Source organism: Acetobacter sacchari (assembly GCF_017377715.1).
In the GTDB taxonomy this organism is placed as follows: Bacteria; Pseudomonadota; Alphaproteobacteria; order Acetobacterales; family Acetobacteraceae; genus Acetobacter; species Acetobacter sacchari.
The window spans coordinates 1-22277 of the sequence record NZ_JAFVMF010000018.1 but is presented as its reverse complement, the minus strand read 5'-3'; the positions used below and the strand labels follow the sequence as shown (position 1 = coordinate 22277).

At 63.1% G+C, this 22277-nt stretch carries 24 protein-coding genes; 14 read left to right on the top strand and 10 right to left on the bottom strand.

Going from position 1 to position 22277, the window contains the following annotated elements:
• Positions 1-10: 10 nt before the first annotated feature.
• The 5 genes from rodA to J2D73_RS15370 form a co-directional block, all read right to left on the bottom strand.
• On the bottom strand, positions 11-1261 hold the full coding sequence (gene rodA / locus J2D73_RS15390) for a rod shape-determining protein RodA (protein WP_207882679.1): 1251 nt from the start codon (positions 1259-1261) through the stop codon (positions 11-13).
• A gap of 5 nt (positions 1262-1266) precedes the next feature.
• Positions 1267-3174, bottom strand: coding sequence for a penicillin-binding protein 2 (gene mrdA, locus J2D73_RS15385; protein WP_207882677.1), 1908 nt, complete (start codon positions 3172-3174; stop codon positions 1267-1269).
• A gap of 58 nt (positions 3175-3232) precedes the next feature.
• Positions 3233-3799, bottom strand: a complete 567-nt coding sequence (locus J2D73_RS15380) for a rod shape-determining protein MreD (RefSeq protein ID WP_207882675.1) — start codon at positions 3797-3799, stop codon at positions 3233-3235.
• A 12-nt stretch (positions 3800-3811) separates the two neighbouring features.
• Positions 3812-5002: a rod shape-determining protein MreC gene (mreC, locus tag J2D73_RS15375; protein WP_207882674.1), complete on the bottom strand. Its 1191-nt coding sequence runs from the start codon at positions 5000-5002 to the stop codon at positions 3812-3814.
• Positions 5003-5249: 247 nt separating this feature from the next.
• A complete protein-coding gene (locus tag J2D73_RS15370) occupies positions 5250-6296 on the bottom strand; it encodes a rod shape-determining protein (protein ID WP_026398028.1) in 1047 nt (348 codons plus the stop codon).
• 451 nt (positions 6297-6747) lie between these two features.
• Here J2D73_RS15370 and J2D73_RS15365 point away from each other — a divergent pair, with 451 nt between their 5' ends.
• From J2D73_RS15365 to J2D73_RS15320, 10 genes are all read left to right on the top strand, one after another.
• Positions 6748-7050 (top strand): hypothetical protein, encoded by a 303-nt coding sequence (locus J2D73_RS15365; RefSeq protein ID WP_408736853.1) that lies wholly within the window; start codon positions 6748-6750, stop codon positions 7048-7050.
• Positions 7051-7257: 207 nt separating this feature from the next.
• Positions 7258-7674, top strand: a complete 417-nt coding sequence (locus tag J2D73_RS15360; RefSeq protein ID WP_207882673.1) for a hypothetical protein — start codon at positions 7258-7260, stop codon at positions 7672-7674.
• Between the two features lie 162 nt (positions 7675-7836).
• Positions 7837-8436 carry a 50S ribosomal protein L25/general stress protein Ctc gene (locus J2D73_RS15355; protein ID WP_207882671.1) on the top strand — a complete coding sequence of 200 codons (600 nt, stop codon included), beginning with the start codon at positions 7837-7839 and terminating at the stop codon, positions 8434-8436.
• Between the two features lie 180 nt (positions 8437-8616).
• Entirely contained in the window at positions 8617-9294 is a 678-nt protein-coding gene (pth, locus tag J2D73_RS15350) for an aminoacyl-tRNA hydrolase (protein WP_207882753.1), read from the top strand.
• A complete protein-coding gene (ychF, locus tag J2D73_RS15345; protein WP_207882669.1) occupies positions 9294-10388 on the top strand; it encodes a redox-regulated ATPase YchF in 1095 nt (364 codons plus the stop codon). Before pth ends, ychF begins: the two co-directional genes overlap by 1 nt.
• A 92-nt stretch (positions 10389-10480) precedes the next feature.
• On the top strand, positions 10481-11752 hold the full coding sequence (locus tag J2D73_RS15340) for a glutamate-5-semialdehyde dehydrogenase (RefSeq protein ID WP_207882667.1): 1272 nt from the start codon (positions 10481-10483) through the stop codon (positions 11750-11752).
• 26 nt (positions 11753-11778) lie between these two features.
• A complete protein-coding gene (locus tag J2D73_RS15335; protein ID WP_207882666.1) occupies positions 11779-12429 on the top strand; it encodes a nicotinate-nucleotide adenylyltransferase in 651 nt (216 codons plus the stop codon).
• 242 nt (positions 12430-12671) lie between these two features.
• Entirely contained in the window at positions 12672-13139 is a 468-nt protein-coding gene (rsfS, locus tag J2D73_RS15330; RefSeq protein WP_341535103.1) for a ribosome silencing factor, read from the top strand.
• Positions 13140-13204: 65 nt separating this feature from the next.
• A complete protein-coding gene (locus tag J2D73_RS15325; protein WP_026398036.1) occupies positions 13205-13672 on the top strand; it encodes a 23S rRNA (pseudouridine(1915)-N(3))-methyltransferase RlmH in 468 nt (155 codons plus the stop codon).
• Positions 13669-14079, top strand: coding sequence for a hypothetical protein (locus tag J2D73_RS15320; RefSeq protein WP_207882664.1), 411 nt, complete (start codon positions 13669-13671; stop codon positions 14077-14079). The genes J2D73_RS15325 and J2D73_RS15320 overlap by 4 nt, the downstream gene beginning before the upstream one ends.
• Here J2D73_RS15320 and J2D73_RS15315 read toward each other — a convergent pair.
• The 5 genes from J2D73_RS15315 to J2D73_RS15295 form a co-directional block, all read right to left on the bottom strand.
• On the bottom strand, positions 14036-14992 hold the full coding sequence (locus tag J2D73_RS15315) for a LysR family transcriptional regulator (RefSeq protein WP_207882662.1): 957 nt from the start codon (positions 14990-14992) through the stop codon (positions 14036-14038). The genes J2D73_RS15320 and J2D73_RS15315 overlap by 44 nt on opposite strands.
• A gap of 287 nt (positions 14993-15279) precedes the next feature.
• Positions 15280-16029, bottom strand: a complete 750-nt coding sequence (locus tag J2D73_RS15310) for a CHAP domain-containing protein (protein ID WP_207882660.1) — start codon at positions 16027-16029, stop codon at positions 15280-15282.
• 365 nt (positions 16030-16394) lie between these two features.
• Positions 16395-16745, bottom strand: coding sequence for a RidA family protein (locus J2D73_RS15305; RefSeq protein ID WP_026398038.1), 351 nt, complete (start codon positions 16743-16745; stop codon positions 16395-16397).
• A gap of 168 nt (positions 16746-16913) precedes the next feature.
• Positions 16914-17555, bottom strand: a complete 642-nt coding sequence (locus J2D73_RS15300) for an NTP transferase domain-containing protein (protein WP_207882658.1) — start codon at positions 17553-17555, stop codon at positions 16914-16916.
• Positions 17552-18619, bottom strand: a complete 1068-nt coding sequence (locus J2D73_RS15295) for an XdhC family protein (protein ID WP_207882656.1) — start codon at positions 18617-18619, stop codon at positions 17552-17554. Before J2D73_RS15295 ends, J2D73_RS15300 begins: the two co-directional genes overlap by 4 nt.
• 170 nt (positions 18620-18789) lie before the next feature.
• On the opposite strand from J2D73_RS15295, the gene J2D73_RS15290 reads away from it, so the two are divergent.
• From J2D73_RS15290 to J2D73_RS15275, 4 genes are all read left to right on the top strand, one after another.
• Positions 18790-19200, top strand: a complete 411-nt coding sequence (locus J2D73_RS15290; protein ID WP_207882655.1) for a baeRF12 domain-containing protein — start codon at positions 18790-18792, stop codon at positions 19198-19200.
• 28 nt (positions 19201-19228) lie between these two features.
• The gene (locus J2D73_RS15285) at positions 19229-19897 is read left to right on the top strand and encodes an MBL fold metallo-hydrolase (RefSeq protein WP_207882654.1); all 669 of its coding nucleotides are present in this window, start codon (positions 19229-19231) and stop codon (positions 19895-19897) included.
• A gap of 130 nt (positions 19898-20027) precedes the next feature.
• The gene (locus J2D73_RS15280) at positions 20028-20552 is read left to right on the top strand and encodes a DUF192 domain-containing protein (protein ID WP_207882652.1); all 525 of its coding nucleotides are present in this window, start codon (positions 20028-20030) and stop codon (positions 20550-20552) included.
• 155 nt (positions 20553-20707) lie between these two features.
• Entirely contained in the window at positions 20708-21691 is a 984-nt protein-coding gene (locus J2D73_RS15275; protein ID WP_207882650.1) for an SDR family NAD(P)-dependent oxidoreductase, read from the top strand.
• Positions 21692-22277: the final 586 nt, after the last annotated feature.

Sequence of the window (22277 nt, the reverse complement as noted above, 5' to 3'; positions counted from 1 at the left end):
GGCGCGTTTCCTATTCCTGTTCTTCGCGTTCTTCGCCGAAGCGCGAATTACGATGCACCCACACTGACATCAGCAAGCCAAACCCGAGCATGACGTCGAGCATGGCTGAACCGCCGTAGGAGATGAGAGGCAAAGGTACGCCGCCCACCGGGATAGCTCCCATCACCATCGAAAGATTGACGAGACAATAGAGGAAGAAATTGACCGAAATTCCCAGCGCCAGAAGGCGCCCGAAGCGGTTTCGGCTGCGGATCGCCATGATCATGCCGCCGAGGATCAGCAAAAGCAGCAGGCCAATCACCGCGATCCCGCCGACATAGCCCCATTCTTCGGCGATCATCGTGAAGATGAAGTCGGTCTGCTTCTCGGGCAGGAAGTTGAGCTGCCCCTGCGTGCCCCGCATGTACCCCTGTCCCCACATCCCGCCGGAGCCGAGTGCGATCTTCGACTGGATGATGTTGTACCCAGCGCCGAGTGGGTCGCTTTCCGGGTGCATGAAGGTGGTGATGCGGGCCTTCTGGTAATCGTGCAGATGCGCATACGCGATCTTCAGCAACACGGGCGTCGGCAGAATGAGCAGCGCGATCTGCCACAACCGCATGCCCGCCGCGAAGAACATGGCGGCGCCGACGCCGCCGATAATCACGCCGGTGCCCAGATTCGGCTCCTTCAACACCAGCCCGACTGGCAGCAGCACCATGAGAGTCGGCGGGATCAGCCAGAGCGGGTTGCCCATGCGGGCATAGGAAATTCGGTGAAACCACGCCGCCAGCATCAGAACGAGCGCAACTTTGGCGTATTCCGAAGGCTGGACCTGCATCCCGCCCAGCATGATCCAGCGTTCGGCGCCCTTGCCGACATGCCCCATCCGCAAGACCGCCACCAGCAACCCGATGGCGACGATGTAGAGCGGCACAGCGATCCGAACCAGAAACCGGGGCGGCATCATGGCGACAGTGATCATCAACACCAGCCCGAAGCCGAAACGCATGGCCTGAGGACCGGCGAACGGTCGCGCCGAACCGCCCCCCGCGGAGTAAAGCGATACGTAGCCTACGCCCGCGAGAACGCAGATAAGAAGGACATAGAGCCAGCTGACGCTCCACAGCTTCGACAGGATGCGGAAGCTGGGCTCGGCCCGCAGCAGGCGTTTACGGAACTTGCCGCCGCTCTTGCGCGGATCGAGGCCCGCCAGCACGCCGCGCGCTGCAGCGCCCGAACGGTTGGCGAGCCCGCTAGTGGGCTTCACCGGCAACACCATAGTCGTTACTCCGCGTCCGCGACTGTCTGGCCGGGTGGTATGCGGTGGTTGACCGGATCACGGGTCAGCGCGTCGGTCATGATGTCGCGCGCGAGCGGAGCGGCTGCGTCTGCGCCCGCGTTCCCGTGTTCGATCACCACCGACACCGCATAGCGGGGCGCGTCAAAGGGCGCGAAGCAGATGAAAAGGGCGTGCGGCCGGTACTCCCAGGGCAGACTCGCCGAATTGAAGTGGCCGCTTTCGCGAAGCGCTCGAGAGACGCGCCGCACCTGCGCCGAGCCGGTCTTGCCCGCCATCTGCACGCCCGGAATGTCCAGCCGCGCCTTGGGCGCCGTGCCATGCGGCTCGTTCACAACGGCGAACATACCGCCGCGCAGGGCGTCGAGAAATTTGGGATCCATGTCGAGTGCGGGCCAATTCGTCGGCTCCGCTTTCGCGCCCACAGACCCGTTCACCGCTCGGACGAGATGCGGTTCGACAGCGCGTCCGGTGGCGATGCGCGAGGTATACGTGGCAAGTTGTAGCGGCGTGACCTGCACAAAGCCTTGTCCGATTCCGCTCACGACTGTGTCGCCGCCGTTCCAGTGATGGCCGTGACGTCTACGCCATTCGGGCGTCGGGATAAGCCCCTCGCGCTGGTGCGGCAATTCGATGCCCAGTTCCGTGCCCAGGCCAAACGCGTGCGCAGACTCGGCTATTTTTTCCATGCCGATGCGGTGCGCGACTTCATAGAAATAAACGTCGCAAGAGAATTTCAACGCCTGATGCAGGTCGAGTGATCCGTGGCCGTACTTCGCCCAGCAATGGAAGCGCGCGCCGCCCATGTCGAAGTGCCCCGGGCAGAAAAAGCGGTCAGTCGCGCTGATGGCCCCGGAGCTGAGCGCCGCCATGGCCACCGCCGGTTTGAACGTCGACCCGGGTGGGTAGACGCCTGCCACGGCCTTGTTGATCAGGGGCGTACGTTCATTGCTGGTCCATTCCGCCCATTGCGCGCGACTGACGCCGCTGTCGAACAGGGAAGGATCGAAAGACGGGTTGCTGACCATCGCCACGACTTCGCCATTGCGGCAGTCCATGACCACAGCGGAAGCAACCTGGTCGCCAATGCGCCCCAGAACCGCCTGCTGCAACCCGACGTCGAGCGACAGAGAGATCTGATCGCCCGGCGTGCCCTCGACCCGGTCGAGTTCCGCCATCACGCGCCCGACGGCGTTGACCTCCATCTGCACCGACCCGGATTCGCCGCGCAGGAGGTCGTCCTGACTCTGCTCGACGCCCGCACGGCCCATGCGCATGCCGGGAAGCGCCAGCAGGGCGGACTTCGCGACATCCTGCTCATTGGGCGGCGCCACGTAGCCAACGGTGTGCGCCAGCAGCGACCCGTAGGGATAAAACCGGGTCGTGCCCACGTCGATCAGCACGCCCGGCAGCCCCGGCGAGTTCAGTTCGATCCGGGCCATATCGTCCCACGACAGGAAGTCCCGCAGCATGACCGGCACGAACTTGCGTTTATGGCGCATTTCACGGGCGACGCGCGCGCGATCCCGTTCGTCAAGTGGTACAAGGGCCGAGAAACGGTCGATCGTGCCCTGCACGTCCGTGGTTTCTTCAGGAAGCAGCAGTGCGCGCCAGTTGGTCTTGTTGGCGGCGATCGCGACGCCGTAACGATCGACGATCAGTCCGCGCGGCGGCGCCAGCAGCCGCTTGCTGATGCGGTTGTTGTCGGCCAGCTTCGCGAAATGGTCACCATCGCGAATCTGCAGGTCGTAGAGCCTGCGCCCGAGTACGCCAAGGGCTGCAGTCTGGGCCGCCATGAGCAGAAGCGCGCGGCGCGTGAAGACGCCGCTGCCCGGATCCTTCGGATCCCGGATCGGCATGAGGCGCTTGGGTTCTTTGCGGCGGCGCAACTTCATACGGCGCGCCTCCCCGTCGCGTGGTTCTCGGGACGCCGAATTGCTTCGTCGTCAGTCTTCATGCGTGCGGGTCCGGATGCGATAGTAACCGATGTGCGCGTGAGCTTAACGCCGACAACGGCGGATAGACGCCAACGGCGAGCATGGTCTCGAAGATCGCGGGCGCGGAAGGCATTGGCTGGAGCGACAGAGTCGACACCAACAGCCAGTCCAGGCCACAGGCGAGCGCCGCGACCACGGCGAACACCAGCCAGATCACAAGAAAACTCAGGCGCATCAATCCAAAGCGAAGATGCGAAGCGACCCCGTGCAGCAACAGCAGCACGAACGCGTTCACGCCCGGAGGCGCGAAGCCGATAAGATCCATGAAAAGGCCGAGCAACAGGACCATAGGCGCTGGCATCGCGTCCGGCCGCCAGACCGACCAGAAAAACACCAGCGACATGACGACGCCTGGCAAAAGCGCAGTTGCGCCTGGCAAGCCGGTAGGAGCGGAGAGCAGGGCGATCAGGGCCGCCGTGACGCCGCCTGGAGCCATCCGAGCAGCGAATCTGTCGAGACGTAGCGCCAGAGAAGGGCGCGCGCGCAGCCCTTGCTGGCGTTGTTGCGGAGGATCGGAGGCCATCACAGCGATCTCTCATCCGCGTTCCGTAAATGGCGGCGGGTAGGCTGGACTCGGGCTTTGCGCCTTTTTGCGTCCGGAAAGGGACGGGTCTGCGTTCGGCGCGTCTGGGGCCTGTGCATCCGGCGTCGCTCCCTGCCGTGCGTGCGCCGTGTCGTCGCTATCCTGCGTTTCATCGGTATTGTCGGTCTGATTGCTCGCCTTCGACATCGACTTTTCGTCCCGCTCGTGCGGTCGGATGCCAATGACGCCGCCAAGGGTCGCTCCACTTAACGTGGTCCCGTCGCCACTGTCCCCATCTCTTGCGCTTGTGCCGGGAAGGGCGCCGTTCGGACCGGCGCCCGCATGCAACGGTGCCAGTGGCACCCGACCGGGCGCGTCGGGTGCGTCGATCGAGGCGACTTCGAAGTCGAAAATACGCAGAATGCTCAGGTGATCCAGCCGTGCATACGGCGTGACCACAGGCTGGCCTGCTCGAGCGTAGTGAACGACGCCAATCGGCAGACCGGCGGGCAACAGGTTAGCCTGACCGCTGGTGACGACGCGCTCGCCTTCAATCGGGTGGTTGTCCTGAGCGTAATACATCAATCGCGGTGATGAAGAGTTGTCTCCCGTCATTATAGCGGAGCCATGGCTGGCTTCCAGCGTTACGGGGATGCGACTCGACAGATCGTTGATCAGCAGGATACGGGCGGAACGTTGTCCCGTTTCAGTCACGCGCCCGGCAAATCCATCCGCAGCGAGCGCTACATTACCGACACGCACGCCGCTCTGTGGTCCTGCGCCGATCAGCACAGCATGCGAATACAACCCGCCAGCGTCAGCGATAACGCGTCCGGTCACGAAAGACGGGACGGGGTCCGGCATCCAGCGCAGATTGTTTTTCAGAGTCTGGTTTTCCTGGGTCAGCGACACGGCGACGTCATACCAGCCCCGGAGAGTCTCGTTCTCTGCACGCAAACTGGCGTTTTCTTCCGCCAGATGGTTGATGCCGCGTATTTCGGCCACCGCTGCGGCGACCCGTTCACCCGGTTCAGCGATCAGCGACCAGATCGGGGACAGCACGTCCGCGACCAGCATGCGGGCCGCATGTGTAAGGTTTCGATCCGCCTGACCCAGCAGGATGACGCCGACGGCAATAAGCAGCATGAACGGCAGGAGAAGTTTGTCGAGGGCCTGGCGAGCTTGAATGGAAACCGGAATCATGGCGCCGGGCGCTCCCCCACCCGGAGGTCGCGAGTAGCGAGCGCCGTTTCGGAAATCAGGCGGAGGAGGTTCAGCGTCGTCTCCATCGTCCCAGGGCGCCAGCCCAGCCTCATTGCATCGTCCTCACGCCTGCGGGTGAAGATTTCATGCAGCCTCCCTGTATTCGCGTTCATGTCGACTGTGTCGAAACCGCGAACCAAGGCGTCATACTGACAGGTAGACGCCGAGGATGCATGACTATTTTTCGTTAATACATCGTCGTCAGAACGTCGCGCAGTCGCTTCATCTCTTCCAGAGCGCGTCCGGTTCCCAACGCGACGCAGGACAGGGCGTCTTCTCCGACCGTGACGGGCAGCCCGGTCGACAGTCGCAGAACCTCGTCGAGGCGATAAAGCAGCGCGCCGCCGCCGGTCAGCACTATGCCCTTGTCGACGATGTCCGCGGCCAGCTCTGGCGGCGTGTTCTCAAGAGCCGTGTTGACTGCGTCGACGATCTGGGAAACCGGCTCCGCGAGGCTTTCAGCGATTTGCGCCTGCGAGACGATGACCTCTCTCGGGACGCCGTTGATCAAGTCGCGCCCCTTGACGTGCTGCCACGGGCCGGGGTCGTTCGGGTCGTCGGGCATCATCGCAGAGCCCAGGCTGATCTTGATCCGCTCGGCTGAGCTTTCGCCGATCAGCAGATTATGGCTCCGGCGAATATAAGAAATAATGGCGTCGTCCATCTTGTCGCCGCCGACGCGGACCGAACGCGCATAGACAATGCCGCCAAGAGAGATCACGGCGACTTCGGTCGTGCCGCCGCCGATGTCGACGATCATGCTGCCTGATGGTTCCGTAACCGGAAGCCCGGCGCCGATAGCCGCAGCCATTGGCTCCTCGATCAGGAAAACCCGACGGGCGCCCGCGCTCTCGGCGCTTTCCTGAATCGCGCGCCGTTCGACGGCCGTCGATCCCGACGGCACGCAGATGATGACCTGCGGGCTAGCGAAAGCGCGGCGATTGTGAACGCGCCGAATGAAATGCTTGATCATTTCCTCGGCGACTTCGAAATCGGCGATGACGCCGTCGCGCATTGGTCGAATGGCGGTGATGTTGCCCGGCGTACGCCCGACCATCAGCTTCGCTTCCTCACCGACCGCGAGTACCTGTTTCTTGCCGCGCGACTCCGCAATGGCGACGACCGAGGGCTCGTTAAGCACGATGCCGCGCCCCTTGACGTAAACCAGGGTGTTGGCGGTGCCGAGGTCGATGGCCATGTCGGCGGACATGAGACCCAGCAGGCGAGAGAACATTCACAACTCCTGGCCAGCGTGACGAGCGCGCAAGATTTAGGGCGCGCAAAAACAGCGCGTTTCGATCGCATGGCCCTGCCGGACGCAGCGATTGATCATTCGGTCCGGTCCGCAGGGGTGGTCCGAGGGCTTAGCGACGCAGCCTCCGGGCCGCAAGGGCCTAAGGAGAGAATCGCGCGCAGGAGAGATAATTCGTGAACGCCCGCCACATTTCGGCCATCAGCCCGCCTTGAGGCGGCGCGGATCGAGGGTGATTCTTCTCGCCGGAACCGGAGTTGAGTGGCCGGACAGCATTCGTGGCGTCGTGACGCCGCCACCAGAGAACCGAGGACTTCGAAAACCGTTTCTATGCTTGCCGGATACATAGCTCCGTAATGACGCCGACCTTCGAGGTTCTTTTGAGGTCATTGAAGTGGCGGGGTCAGTTCTAAATAAAAAGAGAGATTGCATGATGATTACGAACAAAACAGAAACGTCAACCGGATCGAAATTGGCGCGCCACGCGCGCCCTCTGCTCGCGGTCGGTCTGGTCTCCACCGCGCTTCTGGCGGGTTGCGGCGATCCGTATGATCCGGGCGCCCGCGCAGGGTCCGGGGCGCTTATCGGAGCTGGCGGCGGGGCTGCGATCGGTGCGATTGCGGGCGGTGGCCGTGGGGCTGCGATCGGCGCGCTGGCTGGCGGCGCCGTGGGCGCGGCTGGCGGCGCTGCGACGACGCCGAGCCGACCGAACTCAAACTATCGCAACGGGTACTGATCCACATTTAGTATAAGGTAACCTCGGCTCCATCCACGCGCTCTGTCAGGTTTGATTCGATGCGGGCTTTGGTGGAGTCGAGCAAAACGGTGGTCCCGTATATCGATTTGTAAGAGATGCGGTCCGTGGCGCCGGAGCGACTGGTCGCTGCTTTCCGGACGATGGGGCGGCCAGACGTTTTTCTCGATCTCATTCAGGTGATTGATCATGAAGTTACTGCAAAATGCGTCGCTGATTGGAGGGATCGGGCTGATCACGTTGCTCGCGGGCTGCACCGATCCGTACAATCCGGGACAGCGGGCCCTTGGCGGCGGGCTGCTTGGCGGCGGCGCGGGCGCCGCGATCGGAGCGCTGGCTGGCGGAGGACGGGGCGCCGCCATAGGGGCGCTGGCTGGCGGCGTTCTTGGCGCCGGAACGGGCGCGTTGACGACGCCTGCACGTGCTTCCGGCTATCGCGGCTATCCACAGTCTCAACCGGGCTATTACCAGCCCAATCAGCAATATGGCTCATATCCTCAGCAACAGGGCGGCTATCCTCAAGGTTACGGAGGGTATGGCTACCCTCAAGGATATTCGAATGCTGGTTATCCGTCCGGCTACCAGAGTTACGGCGGCGGATACTGACGTTGCTTCAAACTGGTTGACGTCAGACGAGAGCTGAGGAGAACCGGTGCCGCAGGAGGCTGCGTCACGGCGTGATTGCTTCTGCTCGGCTTTTCCGCTACACGACCCGCCTCGCGTCGGCACCCCTGGAGGCTGGCGTGTTTTCGTATTCGGGAGCTTAAAGTGGCTAAATTGACGACAATCGAGGCTTCGACGCGCGCGGAGGCTGGTAAGGGGGCGGCGCGCGCGACGAGGCGCGCCGGGCTGGTGCCCGCCGTTGTGTATGGCGCGAAGAAAGAGGCGACCCTTATCGCCATCGATCCGCGCATCATTATGCGCGAGCTGAACAAGGCTGGCTGGCGTTCGCGTCTGTATGAAATCAAGGCCGGGGATGTGACGGAGCGCGGGCTTATGCGCGACATCCAGTTCCACCCGGTCACCGACGCGCCGCTGCATGTGGACTTCCAGCGCCTCGCCGCTGGCGAAAAGGTGCATGTGGAAGTGGTCGTGCACATCACGGGCGAAGACAAGGCTCCGGGCGTGAAGCGCGGCGGCGTGTTGAACGTCGTGCGTCACACTGTCGAAGTCTACGCCGATCCGGAGAACATCCCGGAGGCGTTCACCGTCGACATCTCGGCGCTGGACATCCACGACAACGTGCGCTGGGACGATCTGAAGGGCACGGAGGGCGTCACGCCGGTCCTGCAGCTGCCGAACTTCGTCATCGCGACCGTCGCTGCGCCGACGGTTGACGCGGAAGAGTCTGCGGCCGCCGAGGCCTGAGCGAAGATCTGAGGCGTGTTGCGACTGGATCGCCAGTCGCAACTGCTTCAGGTTGTTGTTGCAAGAGCGTTTTTGCGTGGTCGTGCTATTTAGGGTCGATCGTGCTTCGCTCCAGGGAGGCCCGCGAACCTCGGGCGGCGAGCCGCCTCCGGTTTCGGGACAAAAAACATGCTGCCGGCGATTCAGCTCTGGGTAGGACTCGGCAACCCCGAACCATCCATGAGCCGCCAACGCCATAACATCGGCTTCATGGCCGTCGACGAGATCGCCTCGCGCTTCGGGTTCTCCCCGTGGCGGAAGCGGTTTCGTGGCGAAGTCGCGGAGGGCCGCGTAGGCGACGCCAAAGTGCTGTTGCTCAAGCCGATGACCTATATGAACGCGTCCGGCGACAGCGTGCGGGAAGCCGCCACGTTTTATAAGATCGCTCCCGACGCGATATCCGTTTTTCATGACGAACTTGATCTCGCGCCGGGCAAGGTGCGTGTGAAGCGTGGCGGCGGCGCGGCGGGGCACAACGGCCTGCGTTCGACCGACCGACAGCTTGGCGTGCCCGATTACTGGCGCGTGCGTCTTGGAATCGGCCATCCCGGTTCTAAGGAGCGTGTTCATGGCTGGGTGCTTGGCGATTTCGCGAAAGCCGAGCAGCCTGCGCTCGCGGCGCTTCTCGAGGCTGTGGCGGACGCCGCGCCATTTCTGGCGGGAGGCGAGCCGGAGCAGTTCATGACGAAGGTCGCGTTGCTGACAGGTGGCAAGGCGGATGATCCGGTGGAGTCCGGTAAGACGAAACAAGGCCCGATAAATCGGGGCAAGGCGGAGCCGGGGCAAGACCAGGCGCGCAAGACAGGAATGAGGGACTGATGGGCTTCAACTGCGGTATCGTCGGGCTGCCCAATGTCGGCAAGTCCACGCTTTTCAACGCTTTGACGGCGACGGCGTCAGCTCAGGCGGCAAATTATCCGTTTTGCACGATCGAACCCAATGTTGGTCGCGTCGCAGTGCCGGATCCACGTCTGGACGCGCTGGCGAAGATCGGCAAATCGCAGAAAATCCTGCCGACCAGTCTTGAGTTCGTCGACATCGCGGGTCTTGTGCGCGGCGCCTCGCGCGGTGAAGGCCTGGGCAACCAGTTCCTCGCCAATATTCGTGAAGTCGACGCGATCATTCACGTTCTGCGTTGCTTCGAGGATGATGACGTGACGCACGTGGAGGGCGGAGTCGATCCGGTCCGCGACGCTGAGATCATCGAGACCGAACTGATGCTGGCGGACCTCGACTCGCTGGAGAAGCGCATTGTCGCCCTGCAGAAGAAGGCGCGCGGCAACGATCGGGAGGCTCAGACGCAGGTCGCGCTGATGGAGCCGATGATCGAGGTTCTGCGCGAAGGTCGCCCTGCGCGCACCGCGATCCCGGCGGGGCAGGAAGCCGCTGCGTCACGGTTGCAGCTGATGACCACCAAGCCGGTTCTTTATGTCTGCAATGTCGAGGAAGCGTCAGCCGCGACAGGCAATGCGTTTTCTGCTGCGGTGCAGGCGCGGGCGGCGGCCGAGGGTGCGGCCTGTGTAATCGTCTCCGCCGCCATCGAGGCGGAGGTCAGCCAGCTTGGGGAGGAGGACCGCAAGGAGTTCCTCGATGGCCTCGGCCTGAGCGACAGCGGGCTCGACCGCGTGATCGCGGCGGGCTACGGCCTGCTCGGCCTTCGCACGTATTTTACGGTCGGCCCAAAGGAAACGAGGGCCTGGACGATCACTGCGGGCACAAAGGCGCCTCAGGCCGCCGCCGTCATCCACAACGATTTCGAGCGCGGCTTCATTGCGTGCGAGACAGTGGCCTATGACGACTATGTGAAATACAACGGTGAGGCAGGGGCCAAGGAAGCGGGCAAGATGCGCATCGAAGGCCGCGACTATGTGGTGCAGGACGGAGACGTGCTGCTGTTCCGCTTCAACGTTTAAGAGTTTGTCGAACGCGCCCCCTGTCACCGGGTGCGCATTGAAGATGTGGGCGCGATGCGCGCCGAAAGTCAGGGAAGGATGGGGTTACCGGGATGAGCGCCAGCATGAAGGCGGAGACCAGCGAAACGAACGCGATCGCGGCGATGGCCCGCGAAGCGCGGCGCGCGGCCCGGGACCTGGCGCAAAGCCCAACTTCCGTGCGCGACAAGGCGTTGTGGGCGGCCTCCGCAGCGCTGCGCGAGCGCAAGGACGAAATCCTTGCAGCCAATGCCCGGGATCTGGAGACGTATTCCGGCACGGAGTCTTTTCGTGATCGTCTGACCCTTACCGAAGAGCGCATCGAGGCGATGGCGCGCGGTCTGGAGGACATGGCGGATCTGCCTGACCCTCTCGGGCGCGTGCTGGCCGAGTGGACGCGACCCAACGGCCTCAAGATTCGTCGGGTGGCGACGCCCGTCGGGGTAATTGGCGTCATTTATGAAAGCCGTCCGAATGTCGGCGCCGACGCGGCAGGGCTTGCGATCAAATCGGGCAACGCCATCATCCTGCGCGGCGGTTCGGAGAGTTTTTACAGCGCCGAGGCGATTCACGCCGCTATGGTCGAGGGGCTGCGCGCCGCCGGATTGCCGGAAGCGGCGGTGCAGGTCGCACCCAGCGCGGACCGTCGCCATGTCGCCGACATGATGAGCGCGGCGGGCCTGATAGACCTGCTGATCCCGCGCGGTGGCAAGTCTCTCGTCGAGCGTGTGCAGAACGAAGCCCGTGTGCCGGTGCTCGCACATGCTGAAGGTCTCTGTCACACCTACATTCACTCGGGCGCTGAGTCGCAGATGGCGCGCAAGATTGTCGCCAACGCCAAGATGCGTCGCACCGGGATCTGCGGCTCGACCGAGACGCTCCTGATCGACGCGGCCATCGCGCCGTCGCTGCTGCCGCAGATTGTCGAAGACCTTTCGGCGCTTGGGTGTGATTTCCGTGCTGACGCCCGCGCGCGAGAGATCGTGCCCATGTTGCCAGCGGCGTCCGAGGCGGATTTCGCCACTGAATGGCTGGGAGCGATCCTGTCCATCGCCGTGGTCGACGGGGTCGACGCGGCGTTGGATCACATCGCCCATTATGGCAGCGCGCATACGGAATCCATCGTAACGGCCGATGAGGCCGCGGCCATGCGGTTCATGAACGGCGTCGACAGCGCCGTGGTGATGTGGAACGCCTCCACCCAGTTCTGCGACGGCGGGGAGTTCGGTTTCGGCGCCGAGATCGGCATCGCCACCGGGCGCGTCCATGCGCGCGGCCCGGTCGGGCTGGAGCAGTTGATGACCTATAAATACGAGGTCATCGGTAATGGTCAGGTTCGTTCCTGACAGACCGGCGCGTAAACGGCGCTGGCGTGGGGTCGGGGGACGATAGCGCCCCGGTTCCCTCGGCTTTTTCTGTCGATCAATTGCCGCGTTGGGGCGATGGGCGGCGTCTTCGCGTCGGGCTGCTGGGCGGTTCGTTTAATCCGGCCCATGAAGGGCACGCGCAAATCGCGCACCGTGCGATCCGCGTCCTCGGACTTGATCAGGTCTGGCTCATGGTGTCGCCGGGCAACCCCCTGAAACCGACATGCGGTATGGCGCCGCTGGCGGAGCGCCTTGCTTCGGCTCAGGCGCTGGTCGACTCGCCCGCAATCGTCGCCACTGCCCTCGAGGCGAGGTTAGGAACGCGCTACGCGCTCGATACCGTCAGGCGTCTTCGCATCCGGTTTCCGCATGTGCGTTTCGTCTGGCTTATGGGCGCCGACGTGTTTGCGGAGCTTCCCCGCTGGAGCCGGTGGCGGGAGTTCGTGCGCAGCGTTCCCATCGCCGTGGCGCCGCGTCCGCACAGCAATGTGGCGGCGTTGCGCGGGCGAACCGCTTCTGTTTTGTCCCGATATCGGTTGCCCTCCGGGCAGGTGAGGGCGCTGGCTGAAAAAACCCCGCCAGTCTGGGCTTTTCTTCCCGGCCAGCAAAACGGTATATCGGCAACAGATCTGAGACGATCGCGAGCGTCGGTCTAGTCGTCGCCCCGCCCCGTCCCGACTGCAGATTCTGCGATCAGGACGAGCCGGAGCGGCGAGCAGGCTGCATGCAGTGGACGTTTTTCGGTTTCACGCCTTACCAGAGACGCCCTTAAACGGGCCGCCGCCCGACAGGAGATACGGTCATCGCCAGGAAGCCTCCCGCTGATACGGAGCCGAAACGCCGTACTGCAGCAAAGCCCGCCGCAAAGACGGGAGCGCCCAAAGCGAGTGCGAAGCCGGTGGACGCGCGCCTTGCGGAAGCAGTCAAAGCGCCGGGCTCGCCCCGAAAGAAGGCGGCCGCAGCCGGTCCGCGCAAGGATGCGAAGAAGAGACCGCACGCGCCCGTCGAAGATCTTGAGCGGTACCTGAAGGTCATTGTCGACAGTATCGACGACGACAAGGGCGAGGATATCGTGGTCATCGACCTGACCGGTCGCGCGTCGTTCGCCGATCGTATGGTGATCGCAACCGGCCTTGCGGACCGTCAGATCAGCGCGATGTCCCAGCATATCGACCGCAAGCTGACTGAGGCGGGGCTGAAGCGCATTCTCGTCGAGGGCGCGAACGGCTCCGACTGGGTGCTGATCGACGCGGGCGACATCGTTATTCATCTCTTCAAGGCCGAGGCGCGGGAGCTTTACGGCCTTGAGCGCATGTGGGGCGCGGAGCTGGACGATCAGGACGACGGCGCCGTCACCACGCTGTAGGCGAGGGTCGGCCATCGCGCGCGACGAAGAGCGCGGAGCGGCGACGGCGTGGCGGGGAAAGTTTGATGCGGCTTATCGCTATCGGGCGCATGAAAGACGCGGCCGACAGGGCGCTCATGGAGCGATACCTGAAGCGCCTGGCGCCGGCGCTGGATATTGTTGAGCTGCCGGATGGAAAAGGCTCACCGGGCGAAATCAAGCGGCGTGAGGGCGAGGCGCTGCTTGCTGCGTTGCCTGACCGCGCGTTCGTCGTCGCGCTGGATCAGGATGGCAAGACGCCGGACAGCGAAGCGTTCTCGGATATGCTGTCGGGATGGCTGCAGCTTGGTCGTCCTCTCTGTTTTCTTATCGGAGGGGCCGAGGGACTCGACGCGCCTGTCGTAGCGCGGGCGGATGCGCTGTTGTCTTTCGGCCGCTTCACGTGGCCACATATGTTGGTCCGGATCATGCTGACCGAGCAGTTATATCGCGCGCGCGCCATCGCTGCGGGGCATCCCTATCACAGGGCCGGGCGCCCCGGACGCAGGGCGTGAAGCCCGATTTGCGATCCGTCTGGCGCGGGTTGACGGCGCCCCGACCGTTCGTTCCCGAAACGCGACGTTCTGCGCCTCTTGCGCCCCGTCGTCCCTCGCCCGCCGCCATCGTGGGGCTCGTCGTGTTGACGGCGTTCGGGGTTATCGGACTTCTGGCGTCGTTTCCCTTGTTCTTTGCCAGCATTTTTCTGTGGGACAATCCGCCGGATAGCGCCATTCCAATTTTGGCCGGGATCGAAGTTCTGGTGATGGCCCTGCCAGTGTTGAGCCTGCTTGTCATTGTCGGCGTGGTCATGACGTTCCGAAATTATAGTCGGAAGACGGTCATGTGTATGGCTGTGGGTGTGGCGGCGTGGATCGGTTTTACAGGGATTCTGTTGTTTTTGTCGCCGTTTTGGAGCGCGTGACGTTTTCGTCCTGACGCTCTGCCCATTCTGCGCTCGCCTCACGCAACGCGGAGACGAAACGGCTGACGAGCGGCGCATGTTGTCCGCGTAGCACCGCGATCGCGAGCGCCGCCTTGGGGGCGGGCTCCTTGATGGGATGAAACGTCACGCCGCCCGCGTGAATCTGCGACAGCGACGCGGGCACGACGGACACGCCCAGCCCGGCGGCCACCAGCGGCACGGTCGCTGCGATCTGCGGCGCCTGCTGGCCGAGGCGCGGCGTGAATCCCGCCTGCTGGCATGCGGCAAGAATTGCGTCGTGAAAACCGGGCCCCAGTTCGCGAGGGAAGATGATCAGCGGTTCGGACGCGATCATGGACAGCCCGACGGCGCCGTCGGCTGCATGAGCATGGCCGCTTGGCAGAGCGACGACGGTCGGCTCGTCAAAGAGCGGATAGACGGCCAGTTGCGCGTCATTGGGCACAGGCGGCCGGACGATCGCGACGTCGACGCGTCGCTCATGCAGCGCCTCCGACAGGGCGGGGGTGTTGCTCTCCTCGAAGGAGACGTCCGCCTCCGGCCATGCTTCGCGAAAGCGGCGGATGGTCAGCGGAATGAGCGGCAGCAATGGCACGGCTCCGGCGAGTCCGACGCGCAACTGCCCTCGATCGCCACGCGCCAGTCCTCGCGCCGCCGCAAGAAAATCGCCCTGGAGATCCAGCACGGCGCGCGCCTGCGGTAGCAAAGCGGCGCCGATATCGGTGAGTTTGACGCCCCTTGTCAGGCGCTGAAACAGGGTGACGCCGAGCTCGTTCTCGAACTGTCGAATCTGTTGGCTGAGAGGCGGCTGTTCCATGCGCAAGGTTGCGGCGGCACGGGTGAAGCTGCCGTGGTCCGCAACCGCGACGAAATATCGGAGATGGCGTAGTTCCATCGGCAGTCCCTGGATGTGAGATTTCCTGCGTTCCGACCACGCCTCAGCCGGGCAAGGGCTTAGCGAAACGCTTCAACAGGTTGTCTTGCCGGGAGTCTGTGTTGGTTCAAATTTTTGCGTTTGAAGGACGGAAGATACTTTGAATGCCTGGCGTCAGGCGGCGGCGACGCTTTGACGTGACCTTAAAACAAAACGGAGGCGTTTGCTCCGTAGCGAGAGCTTGTAAAAAAAGCGCGCTCTCCGCAGAGAAGCGCGCCCGGTAAGTCGCAGTTTGACCGGCGGAAACGTCAGTGGTGAGCGCGCCGCGTGTAGTGGGCGCGCCGACGCGTAGAATGCATTGCGTGTCGGGAGACATAGCCTTCCTCGATCGTGCCCGTTGTGTCGGTCGCTTCCGCATACTGCTCGACAGCGGCTCCCGCAGGGAGCTGCGCGGGTTCGGCGCTCGCGGTCATCATGTGCGGTGCGCTGGGAGCTTCGTTCTCGCCGCGCGCATAGATGAAACCATAGGTCGGGTAGATGGAGCCGAAAGTCCCCTCTCGGCCATTCAGTGCAACCCGGACCGCCGACCAGTCATTATCGGGCGACACGTCGACGACGGTGACGTTACGGCTGACGCCGCTCTGGCCCCAGTGGGACTGGTCAATGGTGATGACGCGGCTGTTGGTTACGCCTGTGACGACGGCGACATGACCGAGGGGCATACGGCGAATCGGACGGAAATTCAGAACGCTTCCGGGTTCAGGCGCTGATCCGCGAGCGTAGCGGCCTTCGGCGTTATACCACCAGTCGCGGGCGTTGCCCGAAAGATCGACGTCGGAGGCGGAGCGCGCGAAAGCGACGCACTGAATGACGTGACCGCCACCGTAGTAATGCCGACCGCCATGATAGTGCGCGGCGGCCAGTCTTACGTGATGATAGCCATGGGAGACCGGGTGGCGGACATGAGCGTGCGCTCCATCGGCCAGTCCGAAGCAGGTGACGAAAAACGAAAGGGCGGCCATGCGGAGACGAGACAGACCCAAGCAACCCATTCGCATACTCAAACGCCCCGCTTTCTTCCGTGCTGTTCTCCGTAGCAATTGCAATGCTGACCTGACAAGGTCACACGGCGGCGCAAAAACACAGGAAGATGATTTTGTTCGTTTAGCGTATGTTTGTACATAGAAATTAGGATTAAATTCCTAAAAAAACAACAAAAATCAATGTTTCCCGGCTATTTACGGAATTGCAGCGATTGGTGTGGGGAGTCGCGTCGGGCGTCGGGCCGTATGATGAATTGTGGCGCGCAGGCCACAATTATGTGCCCGGCAGGTTGCAAAGGCGCAGGTCGGGCAAACGGCCATGTTAACGCAGCCTGATAACCGTCGCGTTGCCGCGCAGGGCGACGCGACGGCAGCGTTTCTTACTTCGTTGTGGTCAGCATGATTTCGACCAGCATGCGGGGATCCGCCAGAACCGCCTGCACGCATGCGCGGGCCGGGGCGCCGCCTTCCGGAAGCCACGCGCTCCAGACGCCGTTGAGGGCTTCGCGGTCAGCGATGTCCTTCAGCCAGATCTGAGCCTGCAGGATGCGGGTCTTGTCCGTACCGTGCTCTTCGAGGATCGCGTCGAGCTGATCGAGGATGTCTTTGGTCTGAGCCGTAGCGTCCTGTGAAAGGTCACGGGCGACGACGCCCTGCGTATAGATGAAGCCGTGATACTCGACCGCCTTCGATAGAATGGCGTTGGGTTCGGTGCGGATAATTTTGCTCATGTCGGACTCCGATAAATTCCCGTCCTGACGCGGGGCGTCGGCCGGACCCTGCTTACATTCCGGTCTGGCGCGGTCAGGTCAATCGTTAACGTTCGGGCTATTCGTTGCGATTCATCGCCCGTCCCGTAAAAGGTCGAACCATATCCGTCGGTGATGCTGGCGCGCAGATCATGTCAGTCGGGCAAAGGCTGTAAGCCGTTCCGAGGTATCGAAATCCGTCAGAACCGAGGCGTCGCCAACAATTCTAAACAGTCTGCGGCTATCGGAATCCGCCGCCAGAGCGTCGAGAATGGCGCGCCCTCCCGTATCGCCTTCCAGCCTGGACAATGTGTCGAATTGACTGGAGGCCCAGAGCGTCGGATTGCCGCGCCGTCCCTCGTGGACGGGGACGATGGCGTCCGCTCTGGAACGACGGAAGGCGGTTATCAGGGCGTCCATGAGTTCGGATTGAACGAGAGGCATGTCTCCCAGACAGATCAACAGTCCGGCGGCGCCCTGATCGTGCGCGAATGCGACGCTGGCCCGTACGGACGCAGCCATGCCTTCCGCTGCGTCTGGCACTGTTCCGATGGAAAATTGCGCCGGATGTGGACGCAGGCCCGAAAGCGCGGATGCGACGACAGAATCTCCGTCCGTGGCGACGAAAAGACGGACGGCGTCGGCATTGCTGGCGACGACCTGTTCCACTGTCCGGCTGATCATGGCGCGCCCGAGAGCGTCTTGCGCCAGAAGCTTGTGTTGGCTGCCCGTTCGGGAGGATCGTCCAGCTGCGAGAATGGCGGCGACGATCCGTCCCTCCGGCGCAATCACCAGCCGGGTTCCAGACTAAGGCGCGCCCCTCGGCGGGTCGCGACGATGTCCGCCATGATCGACAGGGCGATCTCTTCCGCGCCGATTGCGCCGATCGCCAGGCCCACAGGACCGCGCAAGCGGTTCAGGGCGTCGTCAGGCACGCCGATCTCTGCGAGACGTTTCAGCCGTGAGGACTGAGTCGCTCGCGAGCCCAGAGCCCCGACATAGAAAGCTGGACTGACCAGCGCCCGCGCCAGCGCCGGATCGTCGAGTTTGGCGTCGTGCGTGAGTGTGACGACAGCCGTCGTGGGGTCGATATGCGCATTGTCGAGAGCGTCGTCTGGCCAGTCGGTGAGCAACGTCTGGGAGGGAAAGCGTTCCGGCGTTGCGAGTCCGGTGCGCGGGTCGATGATGGCTGTCGTGAATCCTGCCAGTCGAGCCATCGGGGCGAGGGCTTGCGCGATGTGCACGGCGCCGATGAGGAGCAGCCTCGGGGGCGGCGCGACGGTCTGCAGGAACCATTCCGCGCCGGCAGCGTCCGTGACGCGAGCGCAAGCTGAACGCGGTGGTTCGGCCAGGACGCGCAGGATGTCGTCGGGCAGGCTATTCGGGTTTGTTCCGTCGACGAGTGCATGACGCACGCCGTCGAGTCTGCGAGCGAGGCTCACCGGTCGCCTGTCGCGCAGCGCCGCAGCGATTGCTTCGAGGTCGGCGGCAGGAAAGGCGCCTTTTACCAAGCCATCCGTCCCGATGGCCTGAACGAACACGTCCAGACGTCCGCCGCAGGCCAGCCCCACGCCCCACGCGGTCTCGTTGGACACGCCATACGTAAGTACGGCCGGAGGGGATCCGTCCATGATCTCCCGTGCGCGCGAAATCACGTCCGCCTCGACGCAGCCCCCGCTGACCGAGCCTTCCACGCGCCCGTCGCCGCATATGGTCATGACGCTGCCGACCGGTCGGGGTGAACTCCCCCATGTGCCGATGACCGTAGCGACTGCGGCGGGATGGCCGTTCTGCGTCCACTGCAGGGCATGGAGCAGGGGATCGTTGGGCCAGGAGTTTGTCGAGGGATTGGGCATGAGATGACTGTATCAGCCGATACACGGTCCGCACACCGCTGGATTTGCGGAACCGCCCGCGCGTTTCGCAGGGGTTGTCGCGCTACACGATTGGGTTTCCTATCCGCATGCCCCGATACGCTGGGGCGGCGCGCGTCGCTTGTGGCGCGTTGTGATGAAGGACCGTGATCATGACGAACAGTTTTGACGGAGAGGTCGTTTATATCGTGGCGGACGGCGCGAAAGCGAAGCTGCTTCGGCACAAGGACGGGGCGTTTTCGGCGATTGAGACGCTTGACGCGAACAAGGCGGCTGGAAGTCCTGGCGTAACGCCTCCCGGCGCGTCGCCTGCTGACAGGGCGAAGGACGCGTTCGCCCGCGTCGTGGCGGACCGCCTCAACGCGCTGGAGGCGCATGGCGGGGCCTTCGACGGTTTTGTTCTCGCGGCGCCAGCGGAGGCGTTGCATGAGATCAGGGAACATCTTTCGAAGGCGGTTCAGGCGAAGATTCTGAAGACGCTGGTCAAGGATCTGGTCAACATTTCGGAAAGCCAGCTTGCTTCACACTTCGATATCCCGGAAACCGGCTGGAAATCGGCCTGAACCGCAGGCGTCGACCGGGGGAGTATTCATGAGCGATCCGAAGCGTAGACTTGATGTCGAGGTCATTCCCGTGACGCCGTTGCGGCAGAACTGCTCGCTGGTCTGGGACGGGGAGACCCGGCACGCGCTCGTGATCGATCCGGGCGGAGACGAGGACGTCATTCTCGAGCGGATCGCTGCGCATGATCTGACGGTCGAGGCGATATTGTTGACGCACGGACATCTTGATCATGCGGGCGGTGCGCAGGCGCTCCGGGATGCGTTGACGAAACGGCAGGGCGCCCCGGTTCCGGTCATAGGGCCGGACAAGCGGGATGAGTTCCTTCTGTCCAGCATTGAAGAGAACGCCGCGCGTTTCGGATTGTCCGGCATGATCAGCGTGGCGCCCGATCGGTACACGCAGGACGGCGATGTCCTGCCGCTTTTGGGACGGAGCTACGAAGTGCTGCACGTGCCCGGACATACGCCGGGGCATGTGGTGTTCTTCGAACCGCAGGATCGTGTGCTTTTTGCGGGCGATACGCTCTTCAGGGGCACGATCGGGCGCACGGATTTTCCGTATGGCGACGGGCCGACGCTGGTGCAGGGCGTGCGGACGAAAATTCTTCCGTTGGGCGACGACGTTCTGGTGCTGCCGGGGCACGGCGCGCCGACGACCGTCCGGGCTGAACGCGCGGAAAACCCGTTTCTGCAGTGAATCATTCAGCGCCGGTCTGGCGTGGCCTCTCCGGTCACGCCTTCCCTACGCGCCGGATGTCGGGATATGTCTGGTTTCCTAATATCTGGCCTTACGCCGAGTTTCCGGCAGCATCAGGACGCGTGTCATAATGTCCCATCTTCGTCAGTCCCTGTTTTCCTCGCCATTCCGAAGGGCGGCCGTGCTCATTGGGACGCTGGCGTTATCGGGACTGGCGGCCTCTGGGCAGGCTGCCGAGACTGGCGAGCCTACTGAGGCCCAGCCGGAACTGCCCCGTCAGCCTCTGACGATCGTGTCGGCAAACGGACAGCACCTGTTCTCGGTCGAACTTGCGAAAACGCCGCGCCAACAGCAGGTGGGCGAAATGTTCCGCCCGACCGTGCCGGCTGATCGCGGCATGTTGTTCGTCTGGCCGTATCCGCAGCAGAGCGACATGTGGATGGAGAATACGCTGGCGTCTCTGGACATCGTGTTCATCGGCGCGGATCACCGCATTCAGGCGATCGCCGAGAACGCTGTGCCCAGAAGCCTCGCGCATATCAGCAGCCATGGCCCGGTCGTCGCTACGCTTGAGCTTCAGGGGGGCGTGACCGCCAAGGAAGGCATTTCCGTCGGCGACCGTATCGAGGCGGCTGCACTTGGCGGGAAATCGTAAAGTATCATGAGATTTTGCGCTCTGCCCACGGAGACCTGGCGGTCCGCCGCCATGTTGGCGTTTGCAGGTTGCGCTTGCGTGCGCGGGCGGCCCGGGCCAAACGCGTCGGCTGACGTGGCGGCGAGTAAGCGACGGCGGAAGGGCGAGGTTTTTTAGTGACGATTCTGGTGACCGGCGCCGCTGGCTTCATTGGCGCGCATGTTTGTGAGGCGTTGCTTGCACGGGGCGCGCGCGTGGTCGGGGTCGATAACCTCAACGACTACTACGACCCGCAGTTAAAACGGCGTCGCCTTGCGCGATTGACCGAACATGACGGCTTCACGTTCCGCCAATGCGACATCGCCGAGCAGGAGACGTTTTCCTCCGATGTTCTTGGAAATCCGGAGGAATTTACGGAAATCCTTCATCTGGCGGCGCAGGCGGGCGTGCGGTATTCAATGGAGGATCCGTTCGCCTTCGTGAAAGCCAACATCCTTGGGCATGTGACGCTGCTTGAGTTTGCGCGGCGCCTCCCGAAGCTGCGGCATTTCGTCTACGCGTCTTCGTCTTCCGTCTACGGTCGGAACGAGGCCATGCCGTTTCGAGAGAGCGACAGGGTGGACCATCCTGGGTCATTCTACGCCGCCACGAAGCGAGCAGGCGAACTGGCTTCGGATTGTTATCAGTATCTGTATGGCATACCGCAGACTGGTCTGCGGTTCTTCACGGTCTACGGGCCGTGGGGGCGTCCGGATATGGCGTATTTCAAGTTCGCCGAGGCGATCATGCGTGGCGAGAGTCTGACGCTTTACGATGGTCCGGCTCTGGCGCGCGATTTCACCTATATTGACGATGTCGTTGACGCGGTGCTTGCGGTTTTGGAGGCTCCGCCGGACGGATGCGCCGCCCGGTTGCTGAACGTCGGCAACAGCCAGCCGACAGCGGTCCGGACCATGGTTGGCCTGCTGGAAGACGCCCTTGGGCGGAAGACGAATATTCAGGTCATGGACCGGCCGGCGGCCGATGTGGAATCGACCTGGGCGTCGATCGACAGGATACGGGACCTTGTTGGGTGGGAGCCCAAGACCGATCTGGCGGATGGAATCCGACGTTTCGCGTCATGGTTCATCGAGTATCGCGAAGCCGCCGGGCGGGGGTAAGATTCCCGTCTTTTGGGGATTTTTGGGCATGTTTGCCCGTTCCGAAACAAATCGGGCGTTTTGATTCGGTGAAGCATTTTGGCGCCCGGCACGCCGTGTGCGCTGCGCCATGTGCCTCGTGTGCTTGAATTGGCTTTAATCTGCATCCGGTTGTGAGTCGCGTGCAGGTCTGGATGGGCGGACGAATCGAAGATCGCAGCATTCCAAAATTGAATCCCTCATAGTGACGGAAGAATGAGAACGCGCCGCGCCTGCGTCCGTCAGGTGCGCGCTCTCCGGCCATGGGCCTTGGCCGGCGTTTGTGAGTTTCTACGCCCAAAGCGGGTCCCGGCGCGCCGAGGGCAAAATTCTTTCCTCGGCGAGCGAATTTTGCCCCATGAGAATCGGGCGTTTTGCGATTCGTGTTGGGTTTTTCCGCAGTCGTCAGCCGATTTTCAATCCTGAAACAGGCGCGTTGACAGCCCCATCCGAAATACGTAGAAACCGCCTCACCAAACGGCGCGGCCTTGAAAACGGAAGCGCCTCAAGCGGTCTTTGACAAGAGAATATGGAATAGAGAGGGATATGCTGACGGCGTTTCTTCTTG

Excerpts from the sequence above, each read along its gene's own strand:
- J2D73_RS15365 (WP_408736853.1), top strand. The coding sequence starts at position 6,748 with ATGATTACGAACAAAACAGAAACGTCAACCGGATCGAAATTGGCGCGC.
- J2D73_RS15285 (WP_207882654.1), top strand. The coding sequence starts at position 19,229 with ATGAGCGATCCGAAGCGTAGACTTGATGTCGAGGTCATTCCCGTGACG.
- mrdA (WP_207882677.1), bottom strand. The coding sequence starts at position 3,174 with ATGAAGTTGCGCCGCCGCAAAGAACCCAAGCGCCTCATGCCGATCCGG.
- J2D73_RS15305 (WP_026398038.1), bottom strand. The coding sequence starts at position 16,745 with ATGAGCAAAATTATCCGCACCGAACCCAACGCCATTCTATCGAAGGCG.
- J2D73_RS15280 (WP_207882652.1), top strand. The coding sequence starts at position 20,028 with ATGTCCCATCTTCGTCAGTCCCTGTTTTCCTCGCCATTCCGAAGGGCG.
- J2D73_RS15295 (WP_207882656.1), bottom strand. The coding sequence starts at position 18,619 with ATGCCCAATCCCTCGACAAACTCCTGGCCCAACGATCCCCTGCTCCAT.
- J2D73_RS15315 (WP_207882662.1), bottom strand. The coding sequence starts at position 14,992 with ATGGAACTACGCCATCTCCGATATTTCGTCGCGGTTGCGGACCACGGC.
- J2D73_RS15325 (WP_026398036.1), top strand. The coding sequence starts at position 13,205 with ATGCGGCTTATCGCTATCGGGCGCATGAAAGACGCGGCCGACAGGGCG.
- J2D73_RS15310 (WP_207882660.1), bottom strand. The coding sequence starts at position 16,029 with ATGCGAATGGGTTGCTTGGGTCTGTCTCGTCTCCGCATGGCCGCCCTT.
- J2D73_RS15380 (WP_207882675.1), bottom strand. The coding sequence starts at position 3,799 with ATGGCCTCCGATCCTCCGCAACAACGCCAGCAAGGGCTGCGCGCGCGC.
- rodA (WP_207882679.1), bottom strand. The coding sequence starts at position 1,261 with ATGGTGTTGCCGGTGAAGCCCACTAGCGGGCTCGCCAACCGTTCGGGC.
- J2D73_RS15370 (WP_026398028.1), bottom strand. The coding sequence starts at position 6,296 with ATGTTCTCTCGCCTGCTGGGTCTCATGTCCGCCGACATGGCCATCGAC.
- J2D73_RS15290 (WP_207882655.1), top strand. The coding sequence starts at position 18,790 with ATGACGAACAGTTTTGACGGAGAGGTCGTTTATATCGTGGCGGACGGC.
- ychF (WP_207882669.1), top strand. The coding sequence starts at position 9,294 with ATGGGCTTCAACTGCGGTATCGTCGGGCTGCCCAATGTCGGCAAGTCC.
- J2D73_RS15360 (WP_207882673.1), top strand. The coding sequence starts at position 7,258 with ATGAAGTTACTGCAAAATGCGTCGCTGATTGGAGGGATCGGGCTGATC.
- J2D73_RS15340 (WP_207882667.1), top strand. The coding sequence starts at position 10,481 with ATGAGCGCCAGCATGAAGGCGGAGACCAGCGAAACGAACGCGATCGCG.
- mreC (WP_207882674.1), bottom strand. The coding sequence starts at position 5,002 with ATGATTCCGGTTTCCATTCAAGCTCGCCAGGCCCTCGACAAACTTCTC.